This is a genomic window from Halalkalirubrum salinum, assembly GCF_005543295.1.
GTDB classification, from domain to species: Archaea; Halobacteriota; Halobacteria; order Halobacteriales; family Haloferacaceae; genus Halalkalirubrum; species Halalkalirubrum salinum.
On sequence record NZ_SRSG01000003.1, the window covers coordinates 38,829 to 55,177 of the forward strand.

The following is a 16,349-nucleotide window of genomic DNA, read 5'->3' on the forward strand; positions in this document are numbered from 1 at the left end:
TATACCCGTTTTCCTATTGTCTACTTTTTAATGACAAGGGGACGGTACACATGAAACTGGCAATGATCGGGTTCGGCCAGGCGGGCGGCAAGATCGTCGACAAGTTTGTCGAATACGACAGGCGGACGGGATCAGAGATCGTCCGTGCGGCGGTTGCGGTTAATTCCGCGAAGGCTGACCTGATGGGCATCACAAACATCCCAAAAGACCAGCGCGTACTCATCGGTCAATCGCGTGTCAAGGGTCACGGCGTCGGCGCGGACAACGAACTCGGCGCAGAGGTTGCCGAAGAGGACATCGACGAGATCCAGGGTGCAATTGACGGAATTCCGGTCCACGAGGTTGACGCGTTCCTCGTCGTCGCGGGGCTCGGCGGCGGCACCGGTTCTGGCGGCGCACCGGTGCTCGCAAAGCACCTCCAGCGGATCTACACCGAACCGGTGTACGGCCTTGGGGTACTGCCTGGTAGCGACGAAGGCGGAATCTACACGCTGAACGCGGCGCGATCGTTCCAGACGTTCGTCCGCGAGGTCGACAACCTGCTCGTCTTTGACAACGATGCCTGGCGGAAGACCGGCGAGTCGGTCCAGGGCGGCTACGACGAGATCAACGAAGAAATCGTCAAGCGATTTGGCATTCTCTTCGGCGCAGGTGAGGTCCAAGCCGGTCAGGAAGTAGCTGAAAGCATTGTGGACTCCTCTGAGATCATCAATACGCTTTCTGGTGGTGGTGTCTCGACAGTCGGGTACGCCGAAGAGGAAGTCGAAGAACGGAACTCCGGCGGACTGCTCTCACGGCTCCGCGGTGACAATACCACGGACGATCTTGACACGGCCCACACCACGAATCGCATCACAAGCCTCGTTCGCAAAGCGGCGCTTGGACGGCTTACGCTTCCGTGTGAGATTGATGGTGCCGAGCGAGCACTGCTCGTGATGGCTGGTCCCTCCGAGTATCTCAACCGGAAGGGCATCGAGCGCGGCCGCAAGTGGATCGAAGAGCAGACCGGCAGCATGGAGGTCCGCGGCGGTGACTACCCGCTCAAGGGTCGCGGCTTCGTCGCGAGTGTCATCCTGCTTTCGGGCGTTACGAACGTCCCACGGATCAAGGAACTCCAACAGGTCGCGATCGAGGCACAAGATAACCTCGAAGAGATCCGTGCGGAAAGCACCGAAAACCTCGACAGTCTCGTCAACGACGGCGAAGACGAACTCGAGTCATTGTTTTAACGGTCTGGTCGCTGCGCCCTGCGATCGGATTGGTTTTTCCCCTTGAAAACGTATTCCGTGCGATGAGAGTCATCGTTCCGTTCGACGCGACCGATCCGAAGACTCGGCTCGCACGGGTGCTTTCCGCACAGGAGCGCCGAGCGTTCGCCGACGCGATGCTCTCAGACGTGCTCGCGGCAATCGATCGAGCCGGCCACGACGCCCACGTGATCACAACAGCCAAAGTAGACGTTCCCGTCCCAACGACCGTCGACCCTCAGCCGTTGTCGACGGCGGTGAACGACGTGCTCGTGGGGGCAGAGCGGCCGGTCGCGATCGTGATGGCAGATCTCCCGTTGGTGACTCCCCGCACGCTGTCGCGACTGTTCGACACCGACGGCGATCTCGTGCTCGCACCGGGACTCGGCGGCGGGACGAACGCGCTCGTGATCCGCACCCCGGCGTTCCACGTTGACTATCATGGTGCATCCTGTCGAAAACACCGTGAGATCGCCGATCGGCTTGGCTTATCAGTCGCAGAATGTGATTCGCGGCGATTGGCGACTGACATTGACGAGCCTGCAGACCTCCGCGAGGTGTTACTCCACACAGACGGCCGTGCAGCGCGCTGGCTCCGCGACCGAGACTTTTCGATCGCCGTCGCCTCAGGACGGATTTCGGTCGATCGCAAACTCGAGTAGTCGCCGACTGTGGTCGATTTCGCGGGGATTCCGACGTTTTTTACGCTCAGATCGCAAGCCAACTGTATGGTGTCGTTCGAGAGCGTGGGGATCGAGATTCCTGAGCCAGCCGTCGATCGGCTCCTCACAGTCCGTCCCGCGGATGTCGCGGCTGCCCCCGCGTTGACGTTCGCACGGAATGTCTTCTTGCCACTGACGACGGCGTGTCGATACACCTGTACGTACTGCACGTTCTACGACGTTCCCGGCGAGGCGACGCTGTTATCGCCCGAGGAGATCAGAGAAACCGTTCGGCTTGGCGCGGACGCCGGCTGTACAGAGGCACTGTTTACGTTTGGAGACAAACCCGACGATCGCTACACCGACATTCACACCCAACTGTCGGAACTTGGTCACGAGTCGATCATCGACTACCTCTATCGGGCCTGCGAGATCGCACTCGAGGAGGGATTGCTCCCACACTCGAACCCCGGTGACGTGACTGAATCCGAATTCCGCCGGCTGAAGGGGGTCAACGCCTCGATGGGTGTCATGCTGGAGACGACCGCCGACGTGGACGCACACTCGGGCACCCGCCGCAAAGAGCCTGCCCAGCGGCTCCGGACGATCGAGGCCGCCGGGGAGGCTGGCATGCCGTTCACCACCGGCATCCTTGTCGGGATCGGGGAGTCCTGGCGCGACCGTGCTGAGAGCCTGCTCGCGATCGCCGCGCTGGCCGAGCGCTACGACCACATCCAGGAAGTGATCGTCCAGAACGTGGTGCCAAACGACAGGTCAGACTTCGATCGGCCATCTGTCGGGACCATGCGACGCGTTGTTGCGATGGCGCGGACAGCGCTGCCTGACTCGGTGTCGGTGCAGGTCCCCCCGAACCTCTCGCCGACCGAGCAGCTTCTGGACTGTGGGGTTGACGACCTCGGCGGCGTCTCGCCGGTGACAGACGACTATATCAATCCTGCGTACGCGTGGCCGGCGCTTTCTGAGCTTCGATCGCTCGCGGAGACGGCCGGTGTGCCACTGTACGAACGCTTGCCGGTGTACGACCGGTATCTGCCCGCTGTCCACCGTCGATCCGCGGTCACGCCAGCGGAACCGACCACATCGGGGTGGCTTTCCGATCGGATCACTGCAGCACTTTCGGCGTCGGACATCCATGGACAGCGGTACCGCGGTGTTGCCGATCGCGACGGGCCGCTCTCGATAGCACCGCGTTGATCCATCCTGCCAGCAGCATCGGCTCCGAACCAGCGATTCGATAATCCTGCTGCTGTCGGCAGATTTTTACTATTCTTTCAACATATACTGATCGGTATCCATGCAGACAACCGTACTTCAGGGAGTGGTTGATTCAATCAACGTGGTCCCGATCGCCCAGCGAGTGGTGGCGTTTCTTATCGGGCTGATCGTGGTGTTGTTGCTGGGACGAATTCTCATCGTCCCACTGGTGGTAAAAGCGTTGGAAAACCGAGGATTCGACTCGGCTGTCCGAAGCCTCGGTGAGAGCGTTACGCGGGCACTGATATGGTTTGCTGCGATCGCGGTGGCGTTCACTCTCGGCGGATTCGGGGCGTTTCTCGCTGCGTTCGCGACGCTTGGCGGTGCGCTCGCGCTCGCGATCGGCTTTGCTGCACAGGATCTGATCGGCAACTTCGTCGCGGGGGTGTTCATTCTGAAAGACAAGCCGTTCGTGGTTGGCGACTGGATCGAGTGGGACGGCCAAAGCGGTCGCGTCGAAGACATCGACCTGCGGGTCTCGCGGGTCCGGACGTTCGACAACGAACAGATCACCGTCCCGAACGGTGATCTCGCGAACAACGCGGTCAAAAATCCGGTTGCGTACGATACGCTTCGACAGAAGTTCGTCTTCGGGATCGGCTACGACGACGACATCAACGAGGCGACCGAGTACATCATCGAGGAGGCCGAGTCACATCCGGAGATCATGTCCGATCCGGGACCGTCAGTTCGACTTGTCGAGCTGGGTGGCTCAGACGTGGGGTTACAGTCACGATTCTGGATTGAGGACCCGACTCGCGGGGACTTCGCTCGGATCCGATCGGAGTATGTCCAAGCAGTCAAAGAGCGCTTTGACGCCGAAGGAATCGACATCCCGTACGCACACACCCAGCTCACCGGCGAGGTTGAGGTTATCGAATCGGTCGCCGACGAGGCCTGAAAGCGCTATACGGCGCCATTTCGGTTATTTTTTCGATACAACGAACCAGCGGACGCGATCGCGAGAGCCACTGGTGACCGCAATATATTTTACACGAACCACCCAACCGCGTTGGTTCTGTACCACTCTCCTAACCTGGCTAGCCCTGTCACGGGCTACTGATTCTCGTCTTCTGGCCTCGCCAACAAGTCCTGTTCGTATTCGGCCACTGCCTGCACCACAATCTCTGCGTCCGCTTCAGGCACGTTGAACTCGGCTAGGCTCTCATATAACAGGTCGACTGCTCGCTGGATGTGCGCTGGGGAGAAGGGAACGTGAAGATGGGCTTCACGGATCGGTCCAGCGTCGTAGGTCTCTGGGCCACCCGCGGCCTCACACAAAAAATCAGCCTGTGTCGTTCGTAGCCGCTCCATATCTGCGTTCGCAAAGAACGGCCCCAGTTGGTCATCGCCGAGCAGTCTGTCGTAAAAATCATCGACTACAGCCCGAATACCATCGTAGCCACCCAACCGATCGTACAGCGTTTCCTGGGTCATAATTTACGCCTTACTCTAAAATCAGAAATAATTTATTTAATCCCAGCGGGGCCTGCACGGTCTGTGAGACTGTCGGCTTCGCTTGCTGACGCGACGTTCTCGGTTTCAAACGTCCTCTGCGTGGTTTGCATCGCCGTCTCCGGCTACAGCGTCACGTAGTCGGGAATCCGTTTTCTGCCGACGCTGTAGACGAGCCCAAACGCGATCGCGATCGCTGCGATCGCTTCGACTGTGCCGTCGTACAGGACGATCGCCGGGAGCAAACACACGAGCGACAACACGAGGTCACCCGGCGAGCCGTCGTACCGAACCCAGTATTTCGCCTCCAGCCACCGCTTCCTTGGATGGAGGTACACCGCGTGCGGCGTTGTTCGGAGCCACGGGCGAGCCTCCGGGCCCGCTCCGAACCAGTCCATGATGGAGTGCACTGCCGCCGAAACGAGCGCGAGCGCCGCAAAGACGGCGATCGGATGCAGCGATACCCACGCGATCGCGATCGCCGGCAGCGCAGCGATCCAGTAGTACACCGGAAAATGCAGGGTTCGCCGGTGCTCGCCGACGAACATGTCGAGATCAGGACCGATACCGCCAACAATACCCCCGAGTGCTGCCGGGACAGCCAGTTCGGGAGCCAGGAACCAAACCGGGGTCGCGAGGGCGATACCGATACCAATGTGGGTGGGGCTCATCATGCGGGCGAGTACTATTCGCTGGTACGGCATCGAGCAGGATTAATCGTCCGCTGTTGCCGCCCCGAGCGGCTTTTCACGATGCCCCGGCGGGAACATCGGTGATCCATCCGCTCTGGGACCCAGCCGTGGCCCGATCGGCTCGTCGGCTGGATCGACGCTGACGCGGGTCCGATAGTCGGTCGATCGCTCGACGGCTGGCCGACCGATCGCGGCGATCATGTCGGCGTACTCGTCGACTGTCCGGTACTCGCCGTAGGTGCCGCCGGCGCGCTTTGTGATCTCTTCGGAGAGGATGGTCCCCATGAAGTCGTTGGCACCGCAGTTGAGGAGTTTGAGCCCTTTCGCGTTGCCGTATTTGACCCACGACGACTGGATGTTCTCGATGTTGTCCAAAAACAGCCGAGAAACGGCGATCATCAACTCGTCTTCGGCGTCACTCGCGCCGCCGTCGACTACGCCGTGTTCGAAAAGCGGAGTATTTTGATGAATAAACGACAGCGGGACGAACTCGGTGATGCCGCCGGTTCGATCCTGGATATCACGGATCACCTTCAGGTGAGCTACGCGGTGAGCGACGGTTTCGACGTGGCCGTACATGATCGTCGAGGTTACGTCCAGTCCCGCAGCGATCGCGCCCTCGATCGCATCAACCCACTGTTGGGTTGTGATTTTCCCCGGACAGATTACGTCGCGAACCTCGTCGACGAGGATCTCGGCGGCAGTACCGGGCGCGGAGTCGAGGCCGGCGGCCCGAAGCTCCCGATAGATCGACTCGTAGCTCCAGTCGGTGCCGCGTTTGGCGTGATAGGCCTCCTCGGGGGTCATCGAGTGGACGTGGATCCCGTCGATCGACATCGCCTTGATCTGCTCGCGGTACGTTCCGGGATCTGTTTCGTAGCGCTCGGGCGGCTTGTAGTTGACCTCGCTTGCGGGACGGTCGTACCCCGAGAGAATCTCGTGGTGTTCGTCGTTCAGCGCGAACGCCGGGTGTAGTCCTGAGACCGAACAGACCTCAGAGATTCCGAGATCAAGCGCCTCGTCGACGATCGTCCGCGACTCGGCGGGGGTTTTGGTGAAGCCGTCGTGGTCGCCCTCGTGATCGGCTTCGAACCGGTGAGCGCTGTTTTTGAAATTACAGAACAGACAGCCGACGTTGCAGGCGGTCGTGACGTTGTTGTTGAGGTTCGTCACGAACGTCACGTCCTCGCCGACGAGCTCCGCGCGGCGGCGGTCTGCCAGTTCCAGCACCCGCTCTTTGCGCTCACGATCGATTCCCTGGGTGGCTGTCCCGGTCGCCATCAGTTCGATCCCGTCGTCGACTGTGAGCCGATCGCCGTTTCGTGCCTTCTCGAGGGCGTTTTCGAACGACTGGTCGGTACGAGGGCGATCGAAGCCGAACTCGTCGGGATCGAGCTCAGCGGCGGACGGACGCGTCATCGATATAATAACCGAGTCGAAGAGCAAAAAACGGACGGTAACGACGCGCTGATCGATCACAGTCTTTCGGCATCGCTGTTGCTGAGACAGCCACGGGTGCTGCGCCTTTTTGCGTTCACACAAAAAAGAGTCGGTATGTCAACGCTTCGTATTGCTGGCGGCCACGTTGTCCGCCCGGACCTGACGATCGACGAGGCCGACGTGCTGGTCGACCAATCGGACGGCACGATCCTCGAAGTCGGCGATGTCTCCGGTGGCCAGACGATCGTCGACGCCGCCGATTCGCTCGTCATTCCGGGACTCATCAACGCACACACTCACGTCGCAATGACGCTGCTCCGTGGGCACGCCGGCGACAAGCCGCTCGACGCGTGGCTTCGCGAGGACGTCTGGCCCGTTGAGGCCGAACTCGAACCGGCCGACGTCCGCGCGGGCTCGGCGCTCGGCATCGCCGAGATGATCCGATCGGGAGTCACCGCCTTCTCGGACATGTACTTCGAAGTCGACGAGACTGCCGCCGTCGTCGAACAGGCTGGTCTCCGTGCCGCGCTCGGCCACACTGCGATCACGGTCGGCAAGGACGACGAGGCCGCCCACGCGGACATGCAACGGAGCATCGACGTGGCATCGTCACTTGACGGGGCCGCCGGCGGTCGGATCCAAACGACGGTTCAGCCCCACAGCACGACGACCGTGGGTACCGAGTACCTCGAAACGTACATTCCCAAAGCGAGGGCTGGCGGTCATCCCTTGCACTACCACACCAACGAGACCGCAGCGGATGTCGATCGCATCGTTGACGAGCACGGCATGCGGCCGATCGAGTACGCAGACAGCCTCGACATGCTCGCGCCGGGAGACACGCTCTCGCACTGTGTCCACGTCAGTGACGCAGAGATCGACCTGCTCGCCGATCGCGGCGTCACGGCGCTGCACTGTCCGGCGGCGAATATGAAGATCGCAAGCGGGCTCGCGCCGGTCCAGCGGCTGCTCGATCGGGGCGTCAACGTCGCGCTCGCGACCGACGGGCCGGCCTCAAACAACGACCTCGATATGTTCGACGAGATGTGTGACGCCGCGATGATCGGCAAGATCGCCGCCGACGATCCGACAGCGATCGCCGCTGAGACCGCCTTCGAGATGGCGACCGTGAACGGCGCGCGGGCGCTCGGGATCGACAGCGGTCGAATCGAACCAGGCGCAAACGCCGATCTCGCGGTCGTCGATCGCAGTGCGCCGAAGTTCCACCCCGGCCACGATCCGATCGACGATCTCGTCTACACGGCCAATGCCGGCGATGTCCGCCACACGATCTGCGACGGCCGGCTGCTCATGCACGAGCGAAACCTGTTGACGCTCGGAGAACGAACCATCACGCGCGAGGCGACCGATCGGGCGAACGCCCTGCTTGAGCGCGCAGGCGTCCGGTGATCGCCTGAGTCCCTCCCTGCGCATGCAGGCGTCTGTTGATCAACTGGCCAGAATATGCAATAACGTGGGTATAATTGTCTCTTAAGACGAGTGAATACGCACAGAACTGAAAGATACTTACGCCAGGCGGCCGGCGAGTGAGATATGACGAGCGTCAAGGAATTTGTGATCGACCGCCCTGCCGACGAGAGCGACCTCGGCCGCGGGCGGTTCGTCTTCACCGACGCGTACTCGGTGTTTGACTGGGGGCAGATGCCTGATCCGATCGAGCACAAGGGTGCAAGCCTCTGTATGATGGGGGCGTTCAACTTCGAACTGCTGGAAGAAAACCACATTCCGACGCACTACCGCGGCGTCATCGATCCGGCGGGCGGCGAGGAGCCTGTCGACCTCGAGGACACCGAGGGGCTGCCGACGGAGATGGCGATCGAACTCACCCAGGTTCCAGATCTTCCCTACGAGGGACCGGACGGCGATCACGAGGGATACGACTACGAGGCCTACCACGCCGCTGCCGGCGAAAACTACCTGATTCCCTTAGAGATCGTCTTCCGAAACACCGTCCCGGTTGGCTCGAGTCTCCGAACGCGAGGTACCCCCGAAGAGTACGGTCTCGATGTCGAGACGTGGCCCGACGAGCCGGTGTCGCTGCCCGAGCCGATCGTCGAGTTCTCGACGAAGTACGAAGAACAGGATCGCTATCTCGACCGCGAAGAGGCTGCGACGATCGCCGGTGCCGCCGAGCTCGATCGGCTCGAAGAACTTGCGCTCGCTGTCAACCATATCATCACCGAGCGGGCTGCGTCGGTTGGATTGACCCACGAAGACGGCAAGATCGAGTGTCTGTACCACGACGGGACGATCAAAGTCGCCGATGTCCTCGGGACATTCGACGAGAATCGGTTCTCCTACGACGGCCAGCAGGTTTCAAAAGAGGTCATTCGACAGTATTACAAACGCGAACAGCCCGACTGGGTTGCTGCGGTTTCGGCGGCGAAACGGGAGGTCGCGCTTTCGGCGGATGCAGACTGGCGACCGCTCTGTGATATCGAGCCGATGTCGTTGCCCGATGCGGTGCTTGCGGCCGCTTCGGACATGTATGCTGCTGGTGCGAACGCCTACACCGGGAGCGATCGCTTCGACGCGCCTCCGCTTGCGGAGGCCGTTGCGGCGGTTCGATCGCTGTAAGGCCTGGATACGGCGTTCTCGGTGGTCGCTCGACGTCGAGTCCCGCTACTCGTCGAGGTGTTTGATGCCCTGTTTTTCGACGTTCGCCTTGGTCACCGAATCGCCGATCCAATCTGGTGAATCTTCGTCGGCCTCTTCTTTCCAGGCCCATCCCTCGTAGATGTGGACTTTGTCGGTGCCGTGTTCGCGGAGTCGAAGGGTTGCTCGATCGTCGATCTCGTCTTCGCTCGGTGCGGGATGCAGCCGACGGGCGGCCTTGAGCGCAGCCTGTCGGGGATATCGGCCGGTGAAGACGCTGTCTTCCTCGCCGTTCTCGTCGCGCAGCGCGAAGTTTCGGGTTGAGCTATCGTCGGACATAGGAAACTCTTTTGATACATACAGCGGTCAACATAATAAAACTACCCACGAAAACGGCCGATAGAGTCCGGATCAATCGCAGTAGTCGACCAAACGGTCCACAATACCGACGGATCTGCGTCGGTTCGCCTGCTTGAGCGCGCGCCCTTCAAAATATTCATGTATGTGCATCACAGACGACATCCAAAAGAGCTTTTGACCACGGATACGCACTCTCGGGCGATGACCGCCTACACCGCAACGGTGACTGTTCGGCTCAAACGCGGCGTACTCGACCCGGAGGCCGAAACGACGAAGCGATCGCTCGAACGCCTCGGGTTCGAGCTGTCTGGGCTTCGCTCGGCGGATCGCTTCGAAATCGACCTCGAGGCCGACAGCCCGGCGGCGGCCAAAGAAACGGCAACAGAGATGACAGAGCGACTGTTAGCGAATCCGACGATCCACGACTACGAGGTGTCGGTCGCGGCGGCGGGGCAATCGTGACGGTCGCTGTCGTGCAGTTCGGCGGCTCGAACTGCGATCGCGACGCGGTTCGTGCACTCACACATCTCGGAATCGACGCCAAGCGAGTCTGGCACGAAGACGGACTCCCGTCCGAGACGACGGGCGTCATCCTCCCTGGTGGGTTCTCCTACGGCGACTATCTTCGTGCCGGCGCGATGGCCGCCCGCTCGCCGATTATGAACGAGATTCGATCGGCCGCAGAAGCCGGAACGCCTGTTCTCGGGGTCTGCAACGGCGCACAGATCGGCTGTGAGTCGGGGCTTACCGAGGGGGCGTTTACAACAAACAAACGCGCCCGGTTCCAGTGTGAACCCGTATATCTCCGCGTCGAACGCGCAGACACCCCCTGGACCGCAGCCTACGAGGCTGGTGACGTGATCGAGGTCCCGATCGCCCACGGTGAGGGCCGGTTTGAGATCACCGACGAGCGGTATGACCGCCTCGAAGCCGACGATCGGATTCTCTTTCGGTACTGTGCGCCCGACGGCTCGGTGACTGAGGCGGCCAATCCGAACGGATCGATCGGCAACGTCGCGGGTATTCTCGGTGAGTCCAATCACGTGGCGGTCTTGATGCCACACCCAGAGCGGGCGACGCTACCCGACATCGGCGGCACCGACGGCGCCGGTGTGCTCCGTGCATTCGCCTGATCGCGTGGCTCTCTTGTTGTTACTCAACTTGTCGTTACTCAACAGCGCTTACTCGGCTCGATGATTTGATTGAACCTCGATCGCCGGGGTTCCGCTGGACCGCTTGACCAGTCGAGTGACGCCTGTCTTGCCGTGAGCCCCCTTGTCGAGTCGGATATACTGGAGGTCACTTTCGGCTTCGATCCACGTCTCGAATACCTGCTGGGCGTCGTAGACGTAGAACTCTGAGAGTCGATCGTTCATCGTTGCCGGGTTTTGAACGAAAACGATGGTGTCGTCGTCGGTGAGCAGGTTTGCCTGGATCCAGCCGTGCTGAAACCGAAGATCCGTCGCTGACAGCTCCTGGAGGGCGGTTTCGGAGTAGACGATTGGGACCGTATCTCTGGAGCCACGACGCTCGTCGATCGAGCGGTAAATCCGGAAGATCCGCTGCATGACGTACAGTCGGTTGTGGGTCAAAAGCCCCGCGAGCCCACGTTTGTGGACTCGGTAGATGTTCGGGTGATCGAAGTCCCAATCGGCGTACCAGTCGATGATGAACAGTCGGTTCTCATCGAGGAGTTGTTCGAGCGAGGAAATCCGATTGGCGATCTTTGTTTCGACCCACTCGCGACCGAGTGTCCCCGGAACGAAGATCGGCACCGCGGCCCCCGCAAGCAACGACTCGACGGCGATTTCGGCGACGATGTCGCTCACTCGCGCTCGGCCGTCGTGAGACAACACCACCGATCCACCTTTTGAGAGCCCGCCGCCGCCGAGTTCGTCCAGCCCCGGCACGCCCGTTCGCCAGACTCGCCCGACCGGCTGGGTCGGCGACCATCGAGAGACGACTGATGGCCCGTCATCGGTGATCTCGAACTCGTGTTTTCTGGTATCGTGATTGACGCCTCTGAGCTTCTCTACCCGAAGGTATCGGTGATAGTCGCCGTGAATTGGTTCGTGGCTGAGGTAGATTACGCCGTGGGCAGCGAAACGGAGCAGCTCCGGCGCGGCCGAGCCGGTGACACTGCCGTGTTCGGGTTCTTCGGCGATGAGAAGCGTCGTCGCACCGAATCGATCGGCAAAGAGCCGAATAATCTCAAGGAGATCTCGCCGAAGCAGATCCGGTGACTCTTCCATCGGTGCGATCCCAGAGAGGCTGTCGACGACGATTCGATCGACGGGCGTGTGTTCAGCTAGATGTTCTTCGAGATATTCGGTGGTAAACGGCGCATAGAAATCGTGTGGGCGGCTCTCATCGCGTTGGAGTTCACTCAACATCAATCCCTCAGCGCCGTCGATCCGCTGGCCGGGACGCGCATGGACGGAGGCGATCGACAGCTTGGGGTCGTCCAGGTCAAACGAGAACGGGGCGAACGAATCCCGAAGCTCGTCGGCAGTCTGCTCGGTCGTGACGTACAGCGCTCGTTCGCCGGCTTCAAGGCCGGCCTGGAGGAACTGCATTGCGAGCGTACTCTTGCCTGTTCCGGGGCCGCCAGCGACGAGGACCGATCGTTTCGCCGGAAATCCGCCATCGAGAAGCTTGTCAAGTCCGGTATCGCCGGAGCTCACCTGCGTTAACTCCGCTTCGGGCTCGCCGTATGTGGCCGCCATTCGTCTATTGATTAATCACCAAGGTACTTTCATATAAACCCTCGCGTCTATATATCATACCTGATATTTGTCCACGGAAGATGGCTCGAACTGTCTGGATCGTCGATGATGGTCGCGACGACCTGTACTGCTCGGTAGTATTACCGTACGAGCGGCATGTTGTAACTTGTTTCGGCGGCCATCACGTGTTCCCACGTCGATTCGCACTCACAGGTTACCTGCGAGAAGACTGAGGGGTCTTGGCGCAGATCGAAATCCTTGATCGCCTTCTGGACGAGATCGTCGCACTCCCCGCAGTTGTGTGCACCGCGATCGCTGCCGTGGCCGACCGGATCGGAGACGACGATCGCGTCGACGTCGGCGGTCGACTCGAGGACGTGGGCAACCGACCACAGCCACGGCGGTCGGTAGCCTCCCTCGAAAAACAGCTCGTCGACCATCGTGTACCGCTGGACGTTGCACGGGTTCATTGACACCGTGTGACAGCCCGCAACAGCCGCACAGCGCTCGATCGAGGAAATCATGTCCGCGGCGGCTTCCGGTTCGGCGAGGAACGGCGGTTTCATGAGCAGGTACGCCTTCACGCCTGCACCCGCGGTCTCGGCTTCTGCGCAGGCGGCCTCGAAGTCCGCGAAGTCAAAGTACTTGTTCACGCAGTCGCGGCGCACCCGATCGGTCGCGGTTTCGAGCCCGATCGCCACGTCGGTGTCGAGTCCACAGTTGGTGAAGTCCGCGAGCTTTTCGGCAGTTACGAAGTCCGGAAGCGATTCGACAACGATCCGCTCGCGATCGGCAAACGTCTCGGCGATCGCCGCCCGTGTTTCGGCGGGCACCTCTCGCTCGTCAAGGAACGATCCCGAGGTGTAGATTTTCACGAGGTCACACTCACTTTCGGCCTCTTCGGCTTCGTGATCGAGACAGGCGTCAATCTGGTCCATGAGCGCCTCGTGGGCGACGGTGCCGCCTTCGACAGACTCGGCGACGTAGCCGCACATGGTACAGCCGCCGGCGCGGGCCCACCGACAGCCGCCGGTGTTGAGGATGATCGTGAGGCTCTCGTAGACCCCGGTTGGCGTGTTGTCTTCGTCGATCCACACGCGGGTCGGCTCGTGAGGGTCGTACGTCCGCTGTTTCTCGGCGCGGATCTCGCGCATCACCTGATTGTGCGCGTCCATCCCGCGCCCCGTCTCGTAGACCTCGGGGCTCGGCTTGCTCATTACCGTCTGTACCCGATCGACGGGTAAAACGACACCGACACGACCCGATCGACTGGCTCGTGTCCGCTGGCACTCACGATTTGTTCCCTCGACCGATCGATCGAATCGATACCCCGGCGACGGCACCAAGGGCATTGATCGCGAGGTCTGCGATCGCGAACGTCCGCCATGGGATCGTCACCTGCAGGACTTCGATTCCCGCTCCAACGCTCATCGCGAATAGGGCTGCGAAGGCCATCGCCCCGCGTCGTGGACCGACCGCGTCGATCGTGAGCGCCCCGAGTACCCCGTACCCGACGAGGTGAAACGGTGCTGTCGGACTGAACGGAACGACCGACGGACTGCCGGACGATCCTGGGATGGGAATGACAGAGGCGAGCACAAGCGCGACACACCACGATCCGACAGCAACCCGTGCAGACGGCATGCGCACAGATTTTGTGGATCGGCGCAAACCTCTTTCGAAGCCTGCGGTCACGATCGAACGGCACAAAATTACGGCTTTTGGACCGTTGAAACCCCGTTACGCGCGTAACGTCGATCGGTCAACAGATACCCGCTGTCAGTTTCGCACTGACGGTACTGAATCGGTTCGCGGCGAGCGATTTCAACACGCAACCCGATGGTAACTACATCTGGTTACTTCTCGGTGAGAACAGCTAACACGCTGTAGAACCAACCTAACTATTGTACATTACAATGACTGAACTCGGTGGCTATCAAGACAGGGTTGGAGAGATCGACCTCTCGTCGAGCGAGGTGAACTATCGCTCGGTCGACGACGAGGACGCGAAAAAATACATCGGCGCTCGAGGGCTCGGCGTTCGATACCTCTTCGAGGAGGATCCGACGATCGATCCGATGAGCGAGGACAATCGTCTCGCGATCATGACCGGACCGCTCACGGGAACACAGGTGACGATGAGCGGACGGGTCGCGATCGTGACGAAATCCCCGCTCACGGGAACGGTCACGGACTCACACCACGGCGGCTGGTCTGGTGCACGGCTCAAGTGGGCCGGCATGGACGGACTCGTGTTCGACGGCAAGGCTGACCAACCGGTGTACGCCGTTGTCGAAGACGGCGAGGTCGAACTCCGAGACGCCTCACACCTGTGGGGCAAAGGCGTTCACGAGACGCGCGACATCCTCGAAGAGGAAGTTGACGGGTCCTACGGTAAAAACCTCAGCATGATGGCGATCGGCCCCGGCGGCGAGAACGGCGTCAAGTACGCCTGTATCGTCAACGAAGACGATCGCGCTTCCGGGCGCGGCGGCACCGGCTGCGTGATGGGGTCGAAGAACCTCAAGGCAGTCGTCATCAAATCCGGCACGAAGATGCCGAAACCAGCCGATTCGGAGACGTTCAAGAAGGGTTACCAGCAGGCCCTGCAGGTCATCCGGGAGTCCGACGTGACCGCCCCGAACGAGGGCGGCCTCTCGATGTACGGCACGAACGTGCTGATGAACATCACCGAAGAGATGGACGGCCTGCCGACCCGCAACGGAAAGTACACCTCGACGCGGGCATACCGCGACGATGGTGGTCCCGACATCGACGCCGAGCGTGTGTCCGGCGAGAACGTCCGTGAGAACATTCTCGTCGACGAGCCGACGTGTCACTCTTGTCCGGTCGCCTGCAAAAAAGAGGTTGAGGTGCAGACGATGCACAAAGGCGAGGAGATGAACGTCCGGATGGAGTCCTACGAGTACGAGTCCGCCTTCGCGCTGGGCCCGAACTCCGGGCACACCGAACGCGACGACATCGCCCTCATGATCGATCGCTGCAACGACATGGGCGTCGACACGATCGAGGTTGGCAACATGATGGCGATGGCCATGGAGATGACCGAGGAGGGCAAACTTGACGACGTCGGCGGCCTCGATTGGGGCGACTCGGAGACGATGGTCGACATGATCGAGTCGATCGCCCACCGCGACGGCGATCTTGCCGATCTGCTTGCGGAGGGTGCCCGCCGCGTCGCCGAGGCGCGCGACGCCCAGGAGAACTCCCTGGCGGTCAAAGGCCAGACGATTCCTGCCTACGATCCGCGCTGTATGAAGGGAATGGGTATTGCCTACGCGACCTCGAACCGCGGTGCCTGTCACCTGCGGGCGTACACGCCGGCTGCAGAGATTCTCGGAGTCCCAGAGAAGGTCGATCCCTACGAGTGGGAGGGCAAAGGCGAACTGACCGCCACCTTCCAGGACATGCACGCGGTGAGTGACTCCTTCGACATCTGCAAGTTCAACGCCTTCGCAGAGGGGATCGAAGAGTACGTCCTGCAGTACAACGGCATGACCGGTCTCGACGTGTCCGAAGAGGACCTGTGGACCGCCGGTGAGCGGATCTACACCCTCGAGCGGTACTACAACAACCTCGCGGGCTTCGATGGGGCGGACGACTCGCTGCCGGCACGGTTCCTCAAAGACGGAATCGCCGGACAGGGTGCCTCCGAGGGCGAGTACTGTGAGCTCGAAGAAATGAAAAACGAGTACTACAGCCACCGCGGCTGGGTCGACGGGGTCGTCCCCGACGAGAAACTCGACGAGCTCGGTATCGACGTCGGTCCCGGTACTGGCGTCTCCTCGGGCGACGCGGCTGCGCCCGCCGACGACTGAGCGACAATCCCGGTCTCAATTTTTATTGGGCTGCCAC

The 16,349-nt window shown here is 61.1% G+C and carries 16 protein-coding genes; 9 read left to right on the forward strand and 7 right to left on the reverse strand.

Annotation, left to right across the window (positions count from 1 at the left end; all coding sequences use genetic code 11):
• The first annotated feature begins 50 nt into the window (after nt 1-50).
• The 4 genes from E5K03_RS00625 (at nt 51) to E5K03_RS00640 (ending at nt 4,085) form a co-directional block, all read left to right on the forward strand.
• Nucleotides 51-1,229, forward strand: a complete 1,179-nt coding sequence (locus E5K03_RS00625; RefSeq protein ID WP_171006557.1) for a tubulin/FtsZ family protein — start codon at nt 51-53, stop codon at nt 1,227-1,229.
• Nucleotides 1,230-1,291: 62 nt separating this feature from the next.
• Nucleotides 1,292-1,909, forward strand: coding sequence for a 2-phospho-L-lactate guanylyltransferase (gene cofC / locus E5K03_RS00630; protein ID WP_138004450.1), 618 nt, complete (start codon nt 1,292-1,294; stop codon nt 1,907-1,909).
• 66 nt (nt 1,910-1,975) lie between these two features.
• Nucleotides 1,976-3,124 carry a 7,8-didemethyl-8-hydroxy-5-deazariboflavin synthase subunit CofG gene (gene cofG, locus E5K03_RS00635; RefSeq protein WP_138004451.1) on the forward strand — a complete coding sequence of 383 codons (1,149 nt, stop codon included), beginning with the start codon at nt 1,976-1,978 and terminating at the stop codon, nt 3,122-3,124.
• Between the two features lie 100 nt (nt 3,125-3,224).
• Nucleotides 3,225-4,085 (forward strand): mechanosensitive ion channel family protein, encoded by an 861-nt coding sequence (locus tag E5K03_RS00640; protein ID WP_138004452.1) that lies wholly within the window; start codon nt 3,225-3,227, stop codon nt 4,083-4,085.
• 155 nt (nt 4,086-4,240) lie between these two features.
• Here the strand turns inward: E5K03_RS00640 and E5K03_RS00645 are convergent, their stop codons facing one another.
• The 3 genes from E5K03_RS00645 to cofH all read right to left on the reverse strand — a co-directional run bounded on the left by E5K03_RS00645 (nt 4,241) and on the right by cofH (nt 6,750).
• On the reverse strand, nt 4,241-4,621 hold the full coding sequence (locus tag E5K03_RS00645) for a truncated hemoglobin (protein ID WP_138004453.1): 381 nt from the start codon (nt 4,619-4,621) through the stop codon (nt 4,241-4,243).
• A 143-nt stretch (nt 4,622-4,764) separates the two neighbouring features.
• Nucleotides 4,765-5,310 (reverse strand): metal-dependent hydrolase, encoded by a 546-nt coding sequence (locus E5K03_RS00650; RefSeq protein ID WP_240729903.1) that lies wholly within the window; start codon nt 5,308-5,310, stop codon nt 4,765-4,767.
• A 42-nt stretch (nt 5,311-5,352) separates the two neighbouring features.
• The gene (gene cofH, locus E5K03_RS00655) at nt 5,353-6,750 is read right to left on the reverse strand and encodes a 7,8-didemethyl-8-hydroxy-5-deazariboflavin synthase subunit CofH (protein WP_138004455.1); all 1,398 of its coding nucleotides are present in this window, start codon (nt 6,748-6,750) and stop codon (nt 5,353-5,355) included.
• Nucleotides 6,751-6,885: 135 nt separating this feature from the next.
• On the opposite strand from cofH, the gene E5K03_RS00660 reads away from it, so the two are divergent.
• Entirely contained in the window at nt 6,886-8,181 is a 1,296-nt protein-coding gene (locus E5K03_RS00660; protein ID WP_138004456.1) for an amidohydrolase, read from the forward strand.
• A 144-nt stretch (nt 8,182-8,325) separates the two neighbouring features.
• Nucleotides 8,326-9,369, forward strand: a complete 1,044-nt coding sequence (locus tag E5K03_RS00665; RefSeq protein WP_138004457.1) for a phosphoribosylaminoimidazolesuccinocarboxamide synthase — start codon at nt 8,326-8,328, stop codon at nt 9,367-9,369.
• A gap of 45 nt (nt 9,370-9,414) precedes the next feature.
• On the opposite strand, the gene E5K03_RS00670 is transcribed toward E5K03_RS00665, so the two are convergent.
• The gene (locus E5K03_RS00670; RefSeq protein WP_138004458.1) at nt 9,415-9,726 is read right to left on the reverse strand and encodes a non-histone chromosomal MC1 family protein; all 312 of its coding nucleotides are present in this window, start codon (nt 9,724-9,726) and stop codon (nt 9,415-9,417) included.
• Between the two features lie 222 nt (nt 9,727-9,948).
• On the opposite strand from E5K03_RS00670, the gene purS reads away from it, so the two are divergent.
• Nucleotides 9,949-10,209, forward strand: a complete 261-nt coding sequence (gene purS, locus E5K03_RS00675) for a phosphoribosylformylglycinamidine synthase subunit PurS (RefSeq protein ID WP_137196774.1) — start codon at nt 9,949-9,951, stop codon at nt 10,207-10,209.
• A complete protein-coding gene (gene purQ / locus E5K03_RS00680; RefSeq protein WP_138004459.1) occupies nt 10,206-10,880 on the forward strand; it encodes a phosphoribosylformylglycinamidine synthase I in 675 nt (224 codons plus the stop codon). The genes purS and purQ overlap by 4 nt, the downstream gene beginning before the upstream one ends.
• Before the next feature lie 48 nt (nt 10,881-10,928).
• Here purQ and E5K03_RS00685 read toward each other — a convergent pair whose 3' ends face one another.
• The 3 genes from E5K03_RS00685 to E5K03_RS00695 form a co-directional block, all read right to left on the reverse strand.
• Complete coding sequence (locus E5K03_RS00685) at nt 10,929-12,473, reverse strand: RAD55 family ATPase (RefSeq protein ID WP_138004460.1); 1,545 nt, start codon at nt 12,471-12,473, stop codon at nt 10,929-10,931.
• A gap of 140 nt (nt 12,474-12,613) precedes the next feature.
• Nucleotides 12,614-13,690, reverse strand: coding sequence for an archaeosine biosynthesis radical SAM protein RaSEA (locus E5K03_RS00690; RefSeq protein WP_138004461.1), 1,077 nt, complete (start codon nt 13,688-13,690; stop codon nt 12,614-12,616).
• A 73-nt stretch (nt 13,691-13,763) separates the two neighbouring features.
• Nucleotides 13,764-14,117, reverse strand: a complete 354-nt coding sequence (locus tag E5K03_RS00695; RefSeq protein WP_138004462.1) for a VanZ family protein — start codon at nt 14,115-14,117, stop codon at nt 13,764-13,766.
• Between the two features lie 272 nt (nt 14,118-14,389).
• On the opposite strand from E5K03_RS00695, the gene E5K03_RS00700 reads away from it, so the two are divergent.
• Nucleotides 14,390-16,312 carry an aldehyde ferredoxin oxidoreductase family protein gene (locus E5K03_RS00700; RefSeq protein ID WP_138004463.1) on the forward strand — a complete coding sequence of 641 codons (1,923 nt, stop codon included), beginning with the start codon at nt 14,390-14,392 and terminating at the stop codon, nt 16,310-16,312.
• Nucleotides 16,313-16,349: the final 37 nt, after the last annotated feature.